17 protein-coding genes are annotated in these 18,217 nt (G+C 56.3%); 7 read left to right on the top strand and 10 right to left on the bottom strand.

The annotated features are described in order from the left end of the window. Positions 1–122 precede the first annotated feature (122 nt). The 5 genes from ACZA91_RS17130 to ACZA91_RS17110 all read right to left on the bottom strand — a co-directional run bounded on the left by ACZA91_RS17130 (position 123) and on the right by ACZA91_RS17110 (position 4,798). Entirely contained in the window at positions 123–704 is a 582-nt protein-coding gene (locus ACZA91_RS17130; protein WP_463183650.1) for a hypothetical protein, read from the bottom strand. A 204-nt stretch (positions 705–908) separates the two neighbouring features. Further along, on the bottom strand, positions 909–2,444 hold the full coding sequence (locus ACZA91_RS17125) for an NAD(P)H-hydrate dehydratase (protein ID WP_463186469.1): 1,536 nt from the start codon (positions 2,442–2,444) through the stop codon (positions 909–911). Positions 2,445–2,714: 270 nt separating this feature from the next. After that, a complete protein-coding gene (locus ACZA91_RS17120) occupies positions 2,715–3,026 on the bottom strand; it encodes a DUF2470 domain-containing protein (protein ID WP_190355982.1) in 312 nt (103 codons plus the stop codon). 156 nt (positions 3,027–3,182) lie between these two features. Further along, positions 3,183–4,148 carry an NAD-dependent epimerase/dehydratase family protein gene (locus tag ACZA91_RS17115; protein WP_463186468.1) on the bottom strand — a complete coding sequence of 322 codons (966 nt, stop codon included), beginning with the start codon at positions 4,146–4,148 and terminating at the stop codon, positions 3,183–3,185. A 17-nt stretch (positions 4,149–4,165) separates the two neighbouring features. Then, a complete protein-coding gene (locus tag ACZA91_RS17110) occupies positions 4,166–4,798 on the bottom strand; it encodes a DedA family protein (RefSeq protein ID WP_190355983.1) in 633 nt (210 codons plus the stop codon). Between the two features lie 27 nt (positions 4,799–4,825). On the opposite strand from ACZA91_RS17110, the gene ACZA91_RS17105 reads away from it, so the two are divergent. Next, positions 4,826–5,560 carry an NUDIX hydrolase gene (locus ACZA91_RS17105; RefSeq protein ID WP_463183646.1) on the top strand — a complete coding sequence of 245 codons (735 nt, stop codon included), beginning with the start codon at positions 4,826–4,828 and terminating at the stop codon, positions 5,558–5,560. Between the two features lie 138 nt (positions 5,561–5,698). Beyond that, positions 5,699–7,801 (top strand): mechanosensitive ion channel family protein, encoded by a 2,103-nt coding sequence (locus ACZA91_RS17100; RefSeq protein WP_463183644.1) that lies wholly within the window; start codon positions 5,699–5,701, stop codon positions 7,799–7,801. Positions 7,802–8,243: 442 nt separating this feature from the next. Here ACZA91_RS17100 and ACZA91_RS17095 read toward each other — a convergent pair whose 3' ends face one another. Continuing rightward, the gene (locus ACZA91_RS17095; RefSeq protein ID WP_463183641.1) at positions 8,244–8,816 is read right to left on the bottom strand and encodes a manganese efflux pump MntP; all 573 of its coding nucleotides are present in this window, start codon (positions 8,814–8,816) and stop codon (positions 8,244–8,246) included. A 778-nt stretch (positions 8,817–9,594) separates the two neighbouring features. Here ACZA91_RS17095 and ACZA91_RS17090 point away from each other — a divergent pair. The 3 genes from ACZA91_RS17090 (at position 9,595) to ACZA91_RS17080 (ending at position 12,110) form a co-directional block, all read left to right on the top strand. Then, on the top strand, positions 9,595–10,188 hold the full coding sequence (locus ACZA91_RS17090) for a cytochrome b/b6 domain-containing protein (protein ID WP_463183639.1): 594 nt from the start codon (positions 9,595–9,597) through the stop codon (positions 10,186–10,188). A gap of 604 nt (positions 10,189–10,792) precedes the next feature. Further along, the gene (locus ACZA91_RS17085) at positions 10,793–11,656 is read left to right on the top strand and encodes a ParA family protein (RefSeq protein ID WP_463183637.1); all 864 of its coding nucleotides are present in this window, start codon (positions 10,793–10,795) and stop codon (positions 11,654–11,656) included. 124 nt (positions 11,657–11,780) lie between these two features. Beyond that, complete coding sequence (locus ACZA91_RS17080; RefSeq protein ID WP_099534215.1) at positions 11,781–12,110, top strand: hypothetical protein; 330 nt, start codon at positions 11,781–11,783, stop codon at positions 12,108–12,110. Between the two features lie 12 nt (positions 12,111–12,122). Here the strand turns inward: ACZA91_RS17080 and ACZA91_RS17075 are convergent, their stop codons facing one another. After that, the gene (locus ACZA91_RS17075; RefSeq protein ID WP_463183635.1) at positions 12,123–12,575 is read right to left on the bottom strand and encodes a ribosomal maturation YjgA family protein; all 453 of its coding nucleotides are present in this window, start codon (positions 12,573–12,575) and stop codon (positions 12,123–12,125) included. Between the two features lie 195 nt (positions 12,576–12,770). On the opposite strand from ACZA91_RS17075, the gene ACZA91_RS17070 reads away from it, so the two are divergent. After that, positions 12,771–13,664, top strand: a complete 894-nt coding sequence (locus tag ACZA91_RS17070) for an ROK family protein (RefSeq protein ID WP_463183632.1) — start codon at positions 12,771–12,773, stop codon at positions 13,662–13,664. Positions 13,665–13,869: 205 nt separating this feature from the next. Beyond that, positions 13,870–14,337, top strand: coding sequence for a helix-turn-helix domain-containing protein (locus ACZA91_RS17065; RefSeq protein ID WP_099534218.1), 468 nt, complete (start codon positions 13,870–13,872; stop codon positions 14,335–14,337). A 35-nt stretch (positions 14,338–14,372) separates the two neighbouring features. Here ACZA91_RS17065 and ACZA91_RS17060 read toward each other — a convergent pair whose 3' ends face one another. The 3 genes from ACZA91_RS17060 to ACZA91_RS17050 all read right to left on the bottom strand — a co-directional run bounded on the left by ACZA91_RS17060 (position 14,373) and on the right by ACZA91_RS17050 (position 17,835). Next, positions 14,373–15,083: a hypothetical protein gene (locus tag ACZA91_RS17060; protein WP_190355422.1), complete on the bottom strand. Its 711-nt coding sequence runs from the start codon at positions 15,081–15,083 to the stop codon at positions 14,373–14,375. Between the two features lie 215 nt (positions 15,084–15,298). Next, positions 15,299–17,212, bottom strand: a complete 1,914-nt coding sequence (locus ACZA91_RS17055) for an alkaline phosphatase PhoX (RefSeq protein WP_190533476.1) — start codon at positions 17,210–17,212, stop codon at positions 15,299–15,301. An 80-nt stretch (positions 17,213–17,292) separates the two neighbouring features. After that, the gene (locus ACZA91_RS17050; RefSeq protein WP_463183627.1) at positions 17,293–17,835 is read right to left on the bottom strand and encodes a hypothetical protein; all 543 of its coding nucleotides are present in this window, start codon (positions 17,833–17,835) and stop codon (positions 17,293–17,295) included. Positions 17,836–18,217: the final 382 nt, after the last annotated feature.

The following is an 18,217-nucleotide window of genomic DNA, read 5'->3' as shown; positions in this document are numbered from 1 at the left end:
AAGTCAGCCCGAAATCAGTTCAGAATTGATGATTCATGGAGTGGTGATTTTGAGTGATGGTTTTGAGGTAATCCTGAGCCGCTTTTGAGATCTCCAGGAGGGCGATCGGGGTTGATTGCAGTCTATTCAAACGTTAAGGGCTGCAGGTCGATTGACTTTCGATAAATGAGGTTCGAGGCATATTCCAGATAGCGTGTGGCGGCGGTTTCTAGGCGATCAATGCTGGTTTTCATTTGGGCAATGTCGCCCGCTGTGGGTTGACAGGTCTTGCTCCGCACACAGTTGGTGACTCGGAGGGTGGATCGTTCCGCGATCGCGAAAAAGCCCGCTAAACTTTTGGGATTTTGCAAGTTAGGATCTTGGGTTTCATTGCCGGTGCGTAACAGCTCTTTCATCCCCGGAGCCAAGAGTAAGTTGGCTTTGCTTTGGTGCAATGGTAAGTCCATGTACCACTTGTTACGGCCCTCTTTAAAGGCAGTCCAAACCTTCTCTAATTCCTCGGGGTCGGCCGGCGTGGCTCCTGACAGTAATAGCTCCAGTTCGCGCAAGTTCCAAAGATGAAGGCTAACGGAAGTTGAAAGCCTTTCCATGAATTTTTGGGCTTCGTCCAGTTGGCGCTTTTCGTATTCAAACTGGGATTGTCTTCGCCAATTTTGATCTTGATACCACTGGGTGAGCAATCCACCGACTAGGGTGGTCAGCACAAAACCAATGATGAGGCGCGATAGATCAGAGTTTAATGATTGCCAAACTTTTTCGCGATCCATAATGAAGGATTGATTGGGTCATAAATTCGATGATTTGATGATTCATTGATCAATCATGGGGCGATTAATCGTCATCAATGATCGTTATCAATCATTGATCGTGTGAATCGTGTGATTAGATTGCATGGTTCAATCGTGCGATTAGATCGTGTGATTCAAAATGGCCTGCTGACGGGCAACGGTGAGCAGACCATCGGCCAGGCTGGCTCCATTCACTCCCAAAATCGATCGATCCTGAACGGCTTGAATGCCCGCTTGGGCGTGCCACCAGGCGGCTGTGGCGGCCCAATAGCCCCAATCGGTGAGGGTGGTGGGGCGGGCTTGAGCCACCAATCCCCCCAGCAACCCAGCCAAAACATCACCACTCCCGCCCCGAGCCAGGCCGGGAGTGCTTTCGGGTACTATCCAGCTTTGGCCGCCGGGTTCGGCCACCACGGTGCGGGCCCCTTTCAACAGGACGATCGCCCCGGTTTGCTGGGCCGCCCGCTGGGCTAGTTCCAGTCGATCGCTGGTTTGGGCGACCAAGTTGGGAAACAGCCGCTGAAATTCTCCCCAGTGGGGGGTGAGGACAACGGGACCTTGGCGATCGCGCCAGCCCAGTTGGGCCAGGGCGTTTAACCCATCTGCATCCAGCACGAGGGGCCGATCGCTCTCCCAAACCGCTTGGACGATCGGGGTGGCTTCTCGGGTGAGGCCACAACCACAGGCGATCGCGTCGTAGCGAGCGAGATCCAAATCAACGCGGGCAATTTTGCCCATATCCGTTTCGGGACAGGCCACCACGAGGGCTTCGGGAATTTGGGCCACCAACCAGGGCTTCAGACTGGCGGGCACGGCGACGGTTAACATGCCCACGCCGCTCGATCGGGCCCCCAAGGCGGCCAGGAACGCGGCCCCCATATAAACAGCGGAACCCGCCACCACTAGCAAGTGACCTTGCTCGTATTTGTGGGTGGCGGGCGATCGGTTGAGGGGTAATTGGGCGAGGTGCGCGGTGATTCGGTTCAGTTGGGGGTCTGGGCCCAGGATGGCTTGAATGTCGGCTAGGGGCAGGTCAAAATCAATCAGTTCCGCTTGGCCGACCCAATCCAGGGCCCGATCGAGCAGAAGGCCCCGTTTCCAAAGGCCCAAACAGAGGGTGAGGGTCGATCGAATTGCTTTGCCCAGGACTGCGCCGCTGTCGGTGTGGAGGCCGGAGGGGAGATCAATGCTCACGATCGGTTTGCCGCTGTTGTTCACCTGATCGATCGCTTCGGCCAAGGATCCCTCGATCAGCCGTTCCAAACCAAAGCCAAACAACCCATCCACCAGCCAATCGGCCGCCAAAACGGGGGCTAGATCAGGGCTGACCTCAATACCCAGGCTGGCGGCGTATTGGGCATGGCGATCGGTCAGTTCCTTGCGCTGCTCAAAGGGGAGGTAAACGGCAACTTGATAGCCGCGCAGGTGTAGCTCCCGGGCCACCACCAGGGCATCACCGCCGTTGTGGCCGGGGCCGGCCAAAATTCCCACCCGTGGCCCTTGGGCGATCGATCGCCAAGCCATGACTCGCTGGGTAATGAGTCCGGCCACTTTTTCCATCAAGGCTGCGACGGGCATTCCCGCCGCAAACACCCGAGACTCGATCGCCTGCATTTGGGCCGCCGTGACGACGTAGCGATCGCGCATCCCCCCCATTGGCCCGTTTGACGGTTGCACACCAAGTCTCCTCAAAACCATGCCTCCTCAAAACCACGGAGCAGGGACTGGCCAACCCAGCCAGACCCGATCGTACAGGATTGAGAGGCTAGGGATAGCTCAGTGGCTCAATCCTGTTGATGAATGGCTTTGCTGCAAAAATTGGCCCCATCGGGTATTTTGCGCCACAAATCTCGGTTTTAGTGGCTAATTTTGGCGTTGAGTCCTTGTGGACGGCGCTAGCGGCTGATGGTCGGGGCCATTGCTAGATTAGCGATCGCTGGCCTGTTGCGCCTCTTTAATCATGTCTACCAAAACATGATGGGCGGCCTTTGCATCGGCTAAAGGTGCTTTGAATTCGATGCGCAGGGGCTGGAGATGGCCGTCCACTTCCACGGCTAAGTCCATGCCGGCCGCGTCGATCGACCGCATTCGGGCGCTGGTGGCCGTCGTGATCTGGCCGAAATATTGGGCATAGACCAACACCGCGTCGGCGTGGTCATCGTTCATGTGCTTACAGATTCGATCGCTCACTTGGGCCGTGAACGGATTTTCGGGGGCTGCGGTTGCCGAGTCGCTCATGGGTCTGGATGGTTTGAAATCGATTTTGCTGTTTTGGGGTTACGAAAGCCGGTTGAAATCGGGATGCAACCCAGGCGAAATGTTGGGCGCGATCGTTAGCGGATCTTGGGAGCAAGGGGCTTAAGCCCCTTGTCTTTGTCCTCGTTAAGGCTTTTCCTATTCAACCATTTCGGCCACCACGTCCCGGAGGGTTTGGGCCAGCGATCGGGGTTGCCAGCCCAGCTCTTGACGGGCTTTGGTGGCATCCACTCGTACACAGCGATCGTAGATGTAGCGAACACGCTCGCGGCTGAGGGGTGGTTGCCAACGAAATAACCGCCCGATCGGGTCGAGAATTGCCCCCAAAATTCGCACCAACCAGGCGGGCACTTCCTTGGGGGGAGGGATTTCAGCCGTCTCGCCCACCATCCGAAACATTTCCCGCGTGGGGCATTCTCCAGCCGAGAGGATATACCAGCCGCCCGGTGTGCCCCGTTCGGCCGCCAAGATCATGCCCGCCACCAGGTCATCCACATGCACAATCCCGGTGGGGCGATCGCCCCCAACCCAAAAGGGCAGTTTCCCGCGCAAAAATTGGCGCAGGACGGGGCCAAAGTGTGGATCGTCGCCACCAAAAATGCCGGAGGGCATGACGCTGATGGTGTCCAGACCGTTTTGGGCCGCGCGATCGACCAGCACTTGGGCTTCATATTTGGTGTGGTCGTAGGCGGAATCAAACTGAGCCTGCACCCGCTGGAACGTTTCGTCCACCACCTGGCCAAAGGTGTGGCCAAACACCCCGATCGTGCTGCAATAAACCAACCGCTTCACCCCAGCGGCCTGGGCTGCCGCCAGCACTTGGCAGGTTCCTTCCACGTTGGTTTGCCACATTTTTTCGCTGTCCACCAGGCCCAATTCCACATAGGCCGCCGTGTGAAACACCCAGTCCGCTTCGGCCATCCCTTGGGCCAGGGCAGCGGGCTGCTGAAGATCGCCTTCAATGATTTCAATGGGCAGGCCGGCCAGGCGCGATCGATCCGCCCGGGGCCGTACCAGGGCCACCACCCGATCGCCCCGTTTCACCAGGGCCCGCACCAAATGAGACCCGGTAAATCCCGTTGCACCGGTCACGAATACCCGCACGATCGCCCCCTGCTGTCCTAGCCCAATGGTGTGGATTTGCGGTTTTCGAGCCACAGGGACACGGCCACCACCAGCCCGATCGCCAGCAGCGCCACCCAAGTGAACTGACTAGCCCAGCTCATCAGGGTTTCCAAGGACACCAGCCGCCCGCAGAAGTAGGCCGCTGTGACCGTGACTCCGGCCCAAACGGCGGCCCCGGCTGCGTTATAGGCCAAAAATTTGCCATAGGGCATTTCCACCAAGCCCGCCATGGGGCCCGCAAAAATCCGCAGCAGAGCCACGAACCGGCCCCAAAACACAGCCTTACCGGCGTTGTTGCTAAATTGCTCGCGAGCGCCTTCCAGCTTCTCTTCACCAATCCGGAAGAGTTTGCCCAGCCGCACCAACAGCGACCAACCGCCCCAGCGGCCCAGCCAGTAGCCCAGGTTGTCGCCCAAAATTGCGCCGCCGATGGCCGTTCCCAGAACGCCGCCATAGCTCAATTCGCCACTGCCCGCCAAAAAACCGCCCACAAGGGTGATGGTTTCGCCCGGCAGGGGGATACCGGCGTTTTCCAGGGCAATTCCCAGGAATACGGCCCAGTAGCCATATTCTTGCGCGAGCGCTTCGATAGTTTCGAGCGTAATCAGCTCGGGAATCAAAGCGAGCATGGAGGAGGATAGGGGTGGTGTAAAACTTTGTTAACTCATTCTAAACGGCGGGTTGGCGATCGCGGCCATGGAGTGACGAAGTTTTGGGTGGTTGGGGCGAATCCACACCCGATCGCCCGGGGCCGGCAATTCAAAATAGCCAGTGATAGCCAAGTCAGAACAGCCAATTCAGGACAGCCAATTCAGGGTAGCAACCGACGAATGGAACCAGCGCATTACTCGGAACGGGATTTGAAACAGGATTCGGAGCCTCGGGGGACGCGATCGCCCCGGCCCTATTTGGATGCGATCGCCTATGGCCAGGCCCTGAGCGCTTTGGTGATTACCTGTGTGGATTTGTTGTTCTGCGAGGGCGATCGACGGCTTTTGGGCTTTCGACGACGGCCGCCCCGGGTGGGTTGGTGGTTGGTGGGTGGGCGAATGTTTCCCGGCGAAAGTCCCCAGCGCACCGCCATCCGCAAGGCGAAGGAGGAAGCTGGCCTAGAAATTTTGCCCAGCCAGTTGCAGTGGATTGGGGCCTATTCCACGGAGTTTGCGGAGCGATCGCAGCCCCCGGCCGAGGAAGGGTTACATAGCGTGAATCTGACCTTTGCCGTGAGGCTGACGGCAACCCAGGCGGCCCAGGTACAACTCAGCGAGGATGAATATTCCGAATGGGCTTGGGTGCGATCGAGTGAGTTGCCCCAGTGGGTGACGGGCCAGGGCCCGATGGATGAAGCCCTATTGGCGATCGGGCGGGCTTGCGATCAGTTGAGCAAGTGAAGCGTCTGATCGAGATTTCGATTCACTTCGATCAACATGATTTCGATCAATATTTCGATCAATGCCTCGATCAATATTAATTATTGATTAATTTATTGAAGTCCATTCCAATTGCCGACCTTGATCGGAATCCCCAACGTGATCCAGAGAGCAATCCAGCGAGCAATCCGAACCATCATCCAACGTCGCTCGGGGCGATCGGCAGGACGACGCTGGCCATTGGGGGCGATCGTCCTGGGGCTGATCCTCTGGTTGGGGGCCAGCAGTCCCCTGAATGCTCAGGCTCCTGCGGCGGCCGGCTCGACCCTGGAAACCAACTGGGCCAATAGCTTCATTCAGCCTTGGGCTGCTCCTTGGGTGGGAGCCGAGGCCGATCGCCCCCAAGCCGCATGGATTGAATTTGATGGGCGGCCGGTGTTCCAGATTGCGGCTCCCCCCAAGGAGTTGGCTCGGCGGACTGCCACCATCACCACCCAGCTACAGGGAGCGGGCGATCGCTTCCTCAGCGACCCTAAGGGATCGTTGGCGGTCACGATCGAACTCAGCGCGTCTGCCCCCGCTGCGGCTCCCAATTCCAATGCGGCGGTTCCCGGCTCGGGGTCGGCTCCCGCCGTTGCTGCTCCTGCGGCCCCGGCTGCGCCCTTGCCTGCTACGGCCTTGCCTGCTGCGGCCCTGGTCGATGCGCCTCGAATTTTGGTCAATGGTCGCTACATCATGACGGTGACGGCCCTGGATGCGGGAACCCAGCTCACCCAGCCCCGAATCTATGCCACTTCCGTGAAAACGGCCATTGAGGAATCTTTGCAACAGGCCCGGGCCGATCGACAACCGGCGGCCTTGGGGCAACAGGTGCGATCGAGCTTGGCCATTTGGTTAGTAGCCTTGGGGGCCCATCTGATGTTGGGTTGGGGTCTGCAACGGCTCGATCGACTCAGCCATAGCACCCCGCCCGTTGACCCGAAACCCAACGACAGTTTTCCCCTGGCAGCTTGGTTGCAACGCCAGCGCCGAGACCATTGGTTGGCGATCGGGCGGATTCTGATTCAAATTGCCCAGCCTTCCGTATGGGCCACCGCCAGTTTGTGGGTGTTGGGCAACTTTCCCGCCACCCGCTGGCTCCAGGCCCGAATCTTTGATGCCCTTGAGGCCTACCTCAAGCTGGGTTTGGCCACCCTGGTCACCTACATTGCAATTTTGTTGAGTTACATCGCTGTCGATCGGGCAACGGCGATCCTCACGGCCGGAACCCAAATTGCTCCCCGCACTCGCCCCCGTTTGCAACAGCGTGTCCTCACCCTATCCAGCATCCTCAAAAGTTTTCTGACCGTGTTGCTGGTCATTTTGGGGGCGATCGTTGGACTGGCTGGCATTGGCGTAGATGTGGGGCCATTGATTGCCGGGGCGGGGTTAATTGGGGTGGCCCTGTCGCTGGCTTCCCAAAACCTGATTAAGGATGCGATTAACGGGTTTTTGATTTTGGCGGAGGATCAATTTTCCGTGGGCGACGCGATCGCGGTGGGCAACCTGACCGGGCGGGTGGAGGCGCTCACCCTGCGGGTCACGAAGCTGCGGGATGCAGAACAGCGGCTGATTGTGATTCCCAACAGCGAAATCCGCACGGTGGCCAACCTGTCCAACCACTATTCCCAAGCGGATTTGCGAATCCCGATCGCCTATGGAGCTGACTTGGATCAAGCCCTGGCGATTTTGAATCAGCTCAGTGATGATTTGGCGGCGGATCCGCAGTGGTCAGAAATTTTGCTCGATCGTCCCCAAGTGCTGGGGATTGATGAGTTTTCCGCCAGTGGTTCCATGGTGCGGGTTTGGATTCGCACCACTCCCTTGCAACAGTGGGGCGCGGCCCGAGAATTTCGGCGGCGCGTGGCAATTGCCTTTAATGCGGCCCAAATTGGCTTGATGGGTCAAACCGATCCACCTGCTCCAATTGTGCCTTTGGAAATGGAGGACAATGGGGCGCGCGATCGGGCAGAGGAGCGCGACAATGCGGAGCGTGACACCCTGGCCCAGCAGTCCCAGTCCCGAAACCCAGACCCCACAACCACCACAACCAAATCACCAAAGTCCGACAGTAACGGCCAGGGCGTTCACCATGCCCATGCTTCCCGCGATCGGGATGGCGGCGACCCGGCCCCGATTGTGGATGGAATGACCGCTTCCGCGCCCAATCCGGGAGCTGATCTGGATGCGGGCCCGATCGACCCGTCGGCCAAAACCAGTTAGGCCCCCTCCGTGTCTAGGGACTTGTGCCAGTCTGATTGAGACAGGTCTTGTCCGTATTGGTTGTGCTTGAATAGGTTGCAATAATTACCCTTGCCCCCGTGCGATCGTCTCTGATAGGCGATCGCTTCTTTTTTGCACCCATTTGCATCCCGCCAAGCCAGGTTCCCTCCGCCGCAATCCTGTTGTGGGCCAGAGTTTAGGCTTAGCTGCGAACGTCACCCTAAACGGCTATAGAACTGTTAGGCAACTGTGAAGCTTTCGTAATAGCCAATTTGGGCAGCTAGAACCCAAATTTGACAAAACAAGGTTTATTTAGGAAGGAAAAGTTGCTTTCTGAAATAAAAAGAGGGGAGCTAATCGAGATTAGCTTCCCCAAACTACAGGTTCTTGATACCTGCTATACCATTTCAATTATTGACATAATGACGGCCACTTTGCCGAATCATCCCGCAGTTAGTAACATTTTGAAGCCAAGCAAAATCAGAATCGCACCGCCCACAATCTCTACCTTGCCCACATGGGAGTAGAGTCGGCAGCCAAAGGACTTCCCTAAAAAGACCCCCGCCAAGCAGACTGCAAAGGTGATGAGGCCAATCACGCCGGCCACTTGCAAGATGGGCGTGTTTACCACCGTCAGCCCCACACCTGCCGCCAGGGCATCAATGCTCGTGGCGATCGCGAGGCCCGTGAGCATTCTGGTGTCAGCGGGGTTGCAGGCTTGCTCGCTGGGGTTGTCGTCATCATCCCCCAAGGCTTCACGAATGGTCTTGGCCCCGATCGCCACCAACAACAAGAAGGCAATCCACTGATCGTAGGCTTCAATGGTCGATCGCCAGGTCAGGCTCAGACCCCAACCCAAGATCGGCATCAACATTTGAAACCCACCAAAAAACAGAGCAATTTTGATGGCTTTGTGCCAGCGAGCATACTTCATGGATAAGCCGCTGGAAACAGAGACCGCGAAGGCATCTGCTGATAGTCCTAGCCCTAAAGAAGCTGCCGTTAAAATGTCCATGGCGGTTGTTGGGGAATTGAGTTGAGTTGGAAATCAGGGATGTTTATAAAAACGCTTGATTTTCTATCAGGAACAATCTATCAAGCATAAAACTAGAAGCTTTTATCTCATTTCTGAATCTCATTTCTGAAACAGTGTCATTATAGATAATTTTTTGATTTCTTTGTTTCATATTCGATTCATCTTTGTTGTTTTATTTTCGATTCATTTTCGATTCATTTTTCTAATTCAAATTAAATTTAGTGGATTAATCAAAGTTGGATTAATCAGAAGAAGATTTTAAGCAAGATAATCATGCTTTAGGGCTTTCTTTGGACTAATGACATCTCTGTATTCTAATAGGAGAATTAGCTTAGTATATTTGCTGGTAGGGCATTTCAAGTGATTGTGATGTGGTTTGATCTGTATTTGATCTATTACTACCGTAATGTGGTAACCCTCAAGATCAGTAATCATGAATTTATAATGATGAATTTATTTTGAAAAATGAAATAATAATGAATGAAAAATGAATTGAATTTGAATCTCAACGCAAAATCTTGAACCCAATCTCCTGTAATCCCTTGGAGGGTTGCGAGCACCCCAAAATACTCGCCAGGTTTTCTCTTGACCCTTGATCTTGATTTTTAGTGGATGATGTTTTTTTAGTATTGGGCAGCTCATGCCGCAACTTATTTTTTCTGGAATTCCTTAAACTCTTTAAACTATATTCAACCGATGAGATGGTCTTTTACGACGATCTTTTTTAGTCAGTCAGGATGACTTGAGAGGAAAATTCATGGCCAAGGCTCAGCCCTATCAACCTTCGTTATTGCGGTTTTTGCATGGCATCAGTGCCATCTTGGGGATTGGGGCGATCGTGACGGCGGCCCTGACCTACAACACTTACGATGGCCGGTGGGGACGGTTGCCGTTGCCCCCGATCGCGGACATTGAAGGCTTGCACGGCACATTCGGTCTGTTTTTCCTAATGATGTTGTTGCCACTGGCGCTATACAGCTTTTATTTGGGTGCTCATCGGTTGCTTTCGATCGCGGCGCTGCGGCAACTGGGCAATCAACAGGCGGGTCAAGCCAAGCGATCGCTCCATCGCCTGGCGAATACATTGATGTTGTTGGCGGCGGGGCTGGCGGTGGTTTCCGGTCGGCAAATTAAGGAAGAATGGCTGCCGGCCGGGGAATTTCACCATGTTTGGTATTCCGTACATTTGGCGGCTTGGGTGGTGATGGTGTTGTGTTTGGGGCTGCATGTGGCGGCGGCGTTGCGATCGGGCGGCTGGCCTCTAATTCGATCGATGTTGAGCTGGCAGGTGCGATCGAGCGATCGGCCCCAGGCTTGGTGGTCACAGGTTCAAGGCATTTGGCGACGTTAAGCCGCTTCTTTTGAGGAAAGGAAGCGCTGAGAAATTCGGTGTTCTTCAAAAAACCAATCAGTCGTAGGGGCAGGGTTTCCCTGCCCAGTTCCCGTAATCCTTGGGTGTTCCCAAGGGTGGACAGGGTTAGGGCGATCGCCCGGGTTAGGGTTGGGAGACCCAACCCCTACGGCGATGGGAATGGCGACAGACCCTAAACACCTTATCTGCTTGTATTTGGGGCATTGGCGATTCAAGGGCTGGATTTGAGATGGCATAGACCGCAATTTTGTATCGCAACTTCTAGTTTCTGGAGTGCCTTGGAGCTAACTGACGGTGAGGTCAGGCTCCCGTTGGGGGGTATGGGACTGCTTGGGGACTGGTTCTGACGGGTCTGTTTTGATGGATTTACTCGAAAGCATTCTCAAAATCATTTTTGAGTTTTTAACAAGTTGACAATTTGAATGTTTATATTCTTGTTAATTTATGTTTTGAAATTCTTGAGACGTTGTGAATTCATTAATTCAAATTCTTTTATTCTTGAGTGGCTGGATGGTTGACCAGCGAGCAAGATGGCGAGTGAAGCGGTAGAATTCGCCTGTGGTCTGGGATGTGGGCAAAACCGGTGGCAAGCACAACGATCGCGATCGTGAATCCCAAAGGGGGCGTGGGCAAAACCACAACGGTGCTTTGTTTGGCGGAACTGTTGGCGGATCGATCGCCTGTGGAATCGCCTGTGGTGATGGTGGACTTGGATCCCCAAGCACACCTAACGGCCCTGTTGGGAGCGACGGATTCACCCTCGATCACGACAACGTTGCAAGGACAGGGGGCGATCGGCGATCGACTGGTGGCGGCGGGCGATCGGGGATGGCTGTTGCCGGGTGGTTTGGATTTGGAGTCGGCGGCGGTGGCCTTGGCTCGATCGCCCGAAGGTTTGTTGCGGCTGCGTCAGGCCCTGGCGCAATCTTGGCCACTGCTGGGCAAGCTTGATGAGCAACAACCCAAACCATTTTTGGCAACCTCTCCCGCCCAAACCCAAAGCCCTCTGGTGTTGCTGGACTGTCCGCCGGGATTGGGGTTTTGGACGCTGAGTGCGTTGGCGGCGGCGGATGGGTTGTTGATTCCGGTACAATGCCAACCCTTGGCCTTGCGCAGTTTGTTGGCTCTGATGGAAACGGTGGCCAGTGTGCGATCGCAGCTCAATCCCAATTTGCGGGTTGTGGGGGTGTTGCCCACCATGAGCGAACGACGGGCCCCTTGGTGTGATCAGGTGTTGGCAGGATTGCAAGATTGGGCCCTGGCCAGCCGAGGCGCGATCGCCCTGTTCCCGCCCATTCCTCGATCGGCTTGTTTCCCCAAGCTCACGGTCGATGGAAAATTGTTGCGATCGGGACTTGCTCGCCAACGCCGATCAGTTGTGTTGCAGGGTTATGAGGCGATTGCGGCGGTTTTGGTTGATCGTCCCTCACCCACCAATCCAACCTGATCGATCGCTGCTACTCATCTCCTCGATGGATGCTGCAACCGATCGACTGATTAATCTGATCGGTCAATTCCCCTGATTTTCCCCATCCACTTCTCGGTTCAAATCCCCAATTCTGCAATCCACCATGTCTCCAGAACCCACGGCCGGCGACCAGTTGTTAGCGCAATATCTGCAACCCACGGAATCCGAGACGGATTCGCTGCCGCCCGCACCCAAGGGCCAAGCGGCCAGTTTGCGCCGGGCTACTTTTCAAGTGCGGGAGTCGGTACTGGACGAACTCGATCGCTTCCATTTGGAACTGCAATTGGCCCTGGGCAAAAGCAACGCCCCCTATAAGGAAACGATCGTGGAAGCGGCGATCGTTCATCTCCTGAACCAGGCCAAGGAAGATGGGGGGCAATGGATTGAACGGTTGCAACAGTGGCAGCAAAGCCGGTTGCGATCGCGCCGCTAGCGCCGTTACTCGTCACTGATCGATCGAGGGGCGATCGGGCGGGGCCACTTGGGGTTGTTCCTGGCCCCAGCGATCGAGCCACCGCAACCCCCCATAGCCCAGCAAGGCCCCAAGGCCGTAGTGGACAAAATCCCACCAATCGAAATAGCTACCAAAAATAATTTGCCCCAGAAAGGTGGCACGAATCGCTTGCAACATCGGTGGATGCCACAGTTGCAGTAGTTCAATCCCGATCGCGATCGCCATCACCCAAGCACTGAGCACCCCAGCCGATCGCCGGGGCCACAGCCAACGGGCCACCCCAATCAGAAAAATCATCACCAACACATCGCCCAGATGATGTTGCACCCAATTTTCCAAGGGGCCGTGATAGCGCTTGGTTCCCAACCCGAGGGCCGTGAGTATCCCCAGAATGCCGGCCAATAGCCAACGATTTTGGGGTCTAGAAGCGGTTGGAGTCGCCATCGAAGGGTTTGGGTCACGTAATGGGGTTTCGACCCCCAATTTAGCCATCTTAATGCAAGATTACTAAACTAATCTTGCATTAAGATGGCTAATTGCCGCCCTTTTTGGGGTTGCTGACCGTTGCCCAAGCTTTTGACCCGATCGCGCCGCTAACCGAGATGCCAAAATAGCGCGGCGGAGTTTTGGTACAGAGTCATGGGTTTGGCAACGGTAATCGGGGTAGATTTGGGCGGCACGGCCATCAAGTTGGGACGATATACGGCCACGGGTGATTGCTTGGCTTCGTTGGTGATTGATACTCCCCAGCCGGCCACACCCACAGCAGTTACGGAGGTGATCGCCGCCGCCATTCAGCAACTCGACCCCGATCGAGGAGCGATCGCGATCGGGATTGGCACGCCGGGCCCCGCCGACGCGGCCGGCCGGATTGCCCGAGTTGCCATCAACCTAGAAGGCTGGCGCGATGTGCCCTTAGCCGATTGGATGGAAGCGGCCACGGGCCGATCGACCATTTTGGCCAACGATGCCAACTGTGCTGGCTTAGGAGAAGCCTGGTTAGGGGCTGGTCGCCAATTCCAAGACCTGCTGGTGTTGACCCTGGGCACGGGCGTAGGCGGAGCCGTCATTTTGGGGGGCGAACTATTCGCGGGCCGCACCGGAGCCGCCGGGGAATTGGGTCTGATTACCCTCAATCCCGACGGGCCCCCTTGCAACAGCGGCAATCAAGGATCATTGGAGCAATACACCTCCGTGCAAGCGGTGCGACGGCGCACGGGTCTGGAACCTCACCAGGTGGCGGCCAAGGCCGCGGCGGGCGATCTGGAGGCGATCGCCTTTTGGGCCGCCTACGGCCGAGACTTGGGAGCCGGATTAGCCAGCCTAATCTACATTTTCACGCCCGAAGCCGTGGTGATTGGCGGTGGCATCAGCGCCGGGGCCCAGTGGTTTTTCCCAGCCATGGAAGCGGAAGTGAACCGGCGGGTGCTGCCCTCCTCCCGGGAAGGATTGCAAATTGTGGTGGCGGAATTGGGCAATCAGGCAGGCATGGCCGGAGCGGCCCGGTTGGCTTGGCAGCGATTGGCCCCCTAGGGTGCGTCGATCGGGGCGATCGGGTCGGGTGAATCAAAAGCGTCCGGATTCGACCCTGCCAGCCAGAAGAGCAAAGTGGGGATACGACCGCCGGGCCTTGGCTAGACACCGCAAGCCCAGGGTGGTTGTGCTGGCTCAGGTCAATCGCTTGGCCCCCTGATTTGCTGTTTTTTGATCGCTTGATTGACGATCCCAGGTCGTTCCTATGCCGCCGCGCGTCACGCTGAACCCCCATCTCAGCCTCGATCGCCTGCGCGATCGCTACCGTCAAGCCAAGGAAGCCACCGAGGCCCGCCGATGGCACCTGCTCTATTTAATTGCCCAAGGCTGGACCATTACCCAAGCGGCCCGAGTGGTGGACTTGAGCTATGACTATGCCAAGGAGTTGGTTCGTCGCTATAACCAACTGGGCCCCAATGCGATCGACCGGCGACCCAGCCAACGCCATCGATCGGCTCGATCGCTCCTGACCACGGAGCAACAACAGGAATTAGCGCAATTGCTGGATCAACCGGCTCCCGACGGGGGCCCTTGGTCGGGGCCCAAGGTGGCCCAATGGATTGCCGAACGCACCGGGCGCGATCGGGTCTGGCCCCAGCGGGGTTGGGAATATTTGCAACGACTCCAAGAGGGGAAACCGAGCAACCACCGCACCAACGGGAAGCAACATTAACGAACAACACCAACAGAGAGGTTAATCAACAGTTGTTAATCGGGTTGAACCAGCGACGCTAAAAACGCTTCCCATTGGGCAATTTCAGCAGGATCCGCCTGAGTTTGCTGTTTCCAAGCCAAAATTCCCTCCGCCCCTTGCCGGGCCGCCGCCAATCGTCCCAACGCCCGATCGGCATAACACCGAAACTCCAGCGCCATAATTTGCAATTGCGGATCCTGGTTTTCTAGCCCAAAACCATTCACATCGGCGCAATGCTCATCCAGCGCCTCCCAAGCGCCGTGATATTTTTCCCAATACAAAACCCAATACCAAACTGTACGAAATCGCTCGGCATCCCGTAAATATTCCGTGGCCACGTTCATGGCATGGGCAAAGCGATCGATCGCTTCCTCCAGCAAAGACAAATGCCCCAACGTATTGCCATAGGCCAGATAGAAATCAAAAATTTCCGCCGTTTCCAACTGCCCGGCCATACCCCGATCGAGTGATTGGAAAATTGCCTGAGCCGCTGCATAGTTCCGCAGGCTCATTAGGCAATAGGCCTTGCGCAGTTCCACCAGCGCCAAAAATGGTCCGGTCACCACCCCGGAAGGTTGGTTGCCCAGGTCTGCAAACACCGCTTCATATTGGGCAAGGGCGCTGGCAATGTCTCCTTCGCCGGCCAACCGGGCTGCCTCATTGAAGCGATCGAGACAAACCTGAGGAACAACCTGAGAAACACCAAAAGATGCGGGATCGGCCATGAACCAACCTCAAAAACAAGCGCCATCGCCAGCATAACAACAGCGCGATCGCACCGGAAATTACCAGGCGATCGCGCTGTGAGGGTTCATCAACAGCTTGTTTGGCGGTCTTGAGCGTCTCGTGGTGGGTTGCAATGACAGGGGGCGATCGGGAATCGATCGCCCCCTACACCTAAGAACCCAATTGGAACTTAGAAACTGACGAATTCACCAGCCTACGAACCAATGATGCCGCCGTCCTTCTTGCGAATCACCAGCGTGCAATCGCGAGGAATCCGACCGCTACCTTGGGGCGCTGGGAAATTGGTCTTCGCCGGGTTCCCATCCCCAGGGTGTTGCAGATTCACAAACATCGTGCGGCGATCGGGCGTAACCGTAATGCCCGTCACCTCACAGTCCGTAACCCCCGTCAACAGGCGGCGAATATCACCCGTTTCCAGATTGGCCACCAACAACTGATCATTCAGGCCCTTCTTCTGAGCACCATCGGTTTCAATGAACAGACGGCCATCGGGATCCGCCCACAGACCATCGGGGCTGCTGAACGTGCGCTCATCGCCGTTGCCGTGGGTGTCCTTCGCCAGGATGAAAATATCCCAAGTGAAGCTAGTGCCCGTGTAATCATCGCTGTCGCGCCAACTGATGATGTGGCCATCGGGGTTGGGGCCCAAGGGATTCGCCGCATTCACCTGCGTGTCTTTGCGCTGGGTGTTGTTGGTCAGGGTGCAATAAACCCGTCCATTCGCCGCAGCCGTAATCCACTCGGGGCGATCCATCGGCGTTGCTCCCAGGGCATCCGCCGCCAAGCGGGCATAGGTCAACACTTCCGCCTGATCGCTGAATTTGCCGCGCAGGGCCGGGTTGCTGATGTTTAGCTCCAGCCAACTGCCCGTGCCGTTGTCATTGAACTTGGCCACATAGAGCTTGCCTTCGTCCAAGGGGCTGACCCCACGGGCCCGCATCGATCGCCAGTTGTCCGCCGAAACGAACTTGTAGATGTAGTCAAAGCGCTCGTCGTCGCCCATGTAGACCACAATCCGGCCGCCGCGACCTTCCACCACTTCAGCCCCTTCATGCTTAATCCGACCCAAGGCGGTGCGCTTGACGGGGGTTTGGTTGGGGTTCATGGGGTCAATTTCCACTACCCAACCGAAGCGGTTTTCTTCATTGGCATGTTCAGCGCTGGCCAAGTCAAAACGCTTGTCAAACAGTTCCCAGCCATACCCAGCACCAGCCGCCGCAAAGCCGTAGCGCTTTTGGGCGTTGGTCGTTTTCCAAGTGCCCGTTTTGGTTTGGGCGTTGTAGGTGCTGTCGCCAAAGTAGCCGTTGAAGTTTTCTTCGCAGGTCAGGTAAGTGCCCCAAGGGGTTTTACCGTTGGCGCAGTTGTTCAGGGTTCCCAAGGGCGGGTTACCGGCAGCGGTGCGCAGCAGGGGGCTGTTGGCAGCGGGGCCGCTGAAGGTGACGGGGGTGTTCACATGGATCCGGCGCGATCGGGGGCTGGGCACTGCTTGCCACTTGGCTCCCCGCACCCGCCGAATTTCCACCACCGAAACCCCATGGGCGTGCTGTGAAACCCGCACATCTTCCAGGCTGGTGGGCAAGTTTTTGCCAATGACGTGGCTGTTGGTTCCGTATTCGTGGTTAATGGCCAACATCCCATTGTCATTGCCTTGATCCAACGGGAAATACCACATCCCATCGTGGCCAATGCCGATTTGCTGGGCCTGTTCGGCCGAGCTGGGGCGACGGTTGGGATCCCCATTGTAGTTGGGGCCTTGGCCGGGGCCCTGCAAGGGGCTGCCCCAAGGAATCAAAATGTCGTACTCATAGGCAGAGGAGATGGCCGGCACCGGGCCCGAGCCTGCCGCAGCAGGGACGATCGGGAAGTCCACCAATTTCCGCGCTTGGGCCAACAATTCCCCACCGGCCAGACCGGCTTCGGGGTTGGCTCCCGTGGCCGCTGCGGCTCCTTGGGCCAGCAGTTTATCGCCAGCCAAGGCCGCTAGAAAGCCGCTGGCTCCCAACATGGCGCTGCGGGCCAAGAGGTTTCGGCGGGACAAGCGGGCGCGCAAAATGTCTTCAAAGGGGCGGTTGTTCGATCGATTGCTGATGCCGTTGTCGTGAATCACGGGTCTTCTCCTAGTCCTGGCGATGCAAGTGGTGGAAACAGGCTGATGAAGGGGCTGAGGCCGCTGTCTTCGCCGCTGTCCTAATCGAGGTCGCTGAGATAGTCCTGAGCTTGCGATCGTGTCATTTGACCCGTATCCCAAGCCTGATCAATGGTTGCGCCGCGACCACCCACACCCCGAGGGCCCGTTTCCGGTTGCCCCGACTGCGTTGGGTTAGCCGGTTGCGCCGCCACCACAGAATCGGGCGGCTCCGCTGGCTGAGGATCCGGCCGTTGCAGCAAGCGACCGGACGCATAATACTGCGTCCAGGCGCTGACCCGTGGGTTTTGTTGCCACTGCGATCGGGTAACACTCACCGTCAAAATGGGCACTAAATTTCCATGGCGATTGCCCAACACCACAACCTGAACCATCGAAAGGGCCGGTTTTTGCTGAAATTCCCGCGCGATCGCCGCTTGAGCCATCCGTTCGGCTTGGGCCACTAAATCGCGCTGTTCGGTCAGGGTATAAATCGGCAATTCGAGAGTTAGGCTGGGGGGGTTGGCCAGGGCCGGCTGATCAATCAAAGTCAATCCGCTCCCAAAGTTCCAAGGCCCGATCGCGACGGGATTCAGAACAGCCATGCAAACTGAGGCCAATGCAAACCTAGCCAAGCTCATAAATTCAGCGACGCACGAGACCCATTTGCCAAGAAACCAACATCCACCATGTCGGCTTCCGCAAAGAGCCATAGACGCTATTTACGCTAGGTTTCTTCAGTAAAGACAGGGTTAAGTGAAAACTGGATTTTGATTAACTTTTGGGATCTTTTGCCCTTAAGAAACCTTAATTCTCTAAATTGTCTTTTTCAAAAAATCCAAAATCAACTCGTTTTGAGATCTTGAATTTCTAAATCTTTTAGAAAATTTTTAGCAGTTACCAAGCTGTTAAGGAAAAGCCAAGAACTAAAAGCTTAAAAAGTTAGAATTTTTAGAATCTATGGATTTAAAAATATTCAATCAAACC

This window comes from Limnothrix sp. CMB-01 (assembly GCF_055193175.1).
Note: the sequence above shows the minus strand (reverse complement) of the source record. Positions and strands in the feature narration are given on the sequence as shown.

Coding starts and splice junctions, on each gene's coding strand:
- ACZA91_RS17125 (WP_463186469.1), bottom strand. CDS start 2,444: ATGGGGGGGATGCGCGATCGCTACGTCGTCACGGCGGCCCAAATGCAG.
- ACZA91_RS17120 (WP_190355982.1), bottom strand. CDS start 3,026: ATGAGCGACTCGGCAACCGCAGCCCCCGAAAATCCGTTCACGGCCCAA.
- ACZA91_RS17110 (WP_190355983.1), bottom strand. CDS start 4,798: ATGCTCGCTTTGATTCCCGAGCTGATTACGCTCGAAACTATCGAAGCG.
- ACZA91_RS17095 (WP_463183641.1), bottom strand. CDS start 8,816: ATGGACATTTTAACGGCAGCTTCTTTAGGGCTAGGACTATCAGCAGAT.
- ACZA91_RS17090 (WP_463183639.1), top strand. CDS start 9,595: ATGGCCAAGGCTCAGCCCTATCAACCTTCGTTATTGCGGTTTTTGCAT.
- ACZA91_RS17080 (WP_099534215.1), top strand. CDS start 11,781: ATGTCTCCAGAACCCACGGCCGGCGACCAGTTGTTAGCGCAATATCTG.
- ACZA91_RS17075 (WP_463183635.1), bottom strand. CDS start 12,575: ATGGCGACTCCAACCGCTTCTAGACCCCAAAATCGTTGGCTATTGGCC.
- ACZA91_RS17070 (WP_463183632.1), top strand. CDS start 12,771: ATGGGTTTGGCAACGGTAATCGGGGTAGATTTGGGCGGCACGGCCATC.
- ACZA91_RS17065 (WP_099534218.1), top strand. CDS start 13,870: ATGCCGCCGCGCGTCACGCTGAACCCCCATCTCAGCCTCGATCGCCTG.
- ACZA91_RS17060 (WP_190355422.1), bottom strand. CDS start 15,083: ATGGCCGATCCCGCATCTTTTGGTGTTTCTCAGGTTGTTCCTCAGGTT.
- ACZA91_RS17050 (WP_463183627.1), bottom strand. CDS start 17,835: ATGGCTGTTCTGAATCCCGTCGCGATCGGGCCTTGGAACTTTGGGAGC.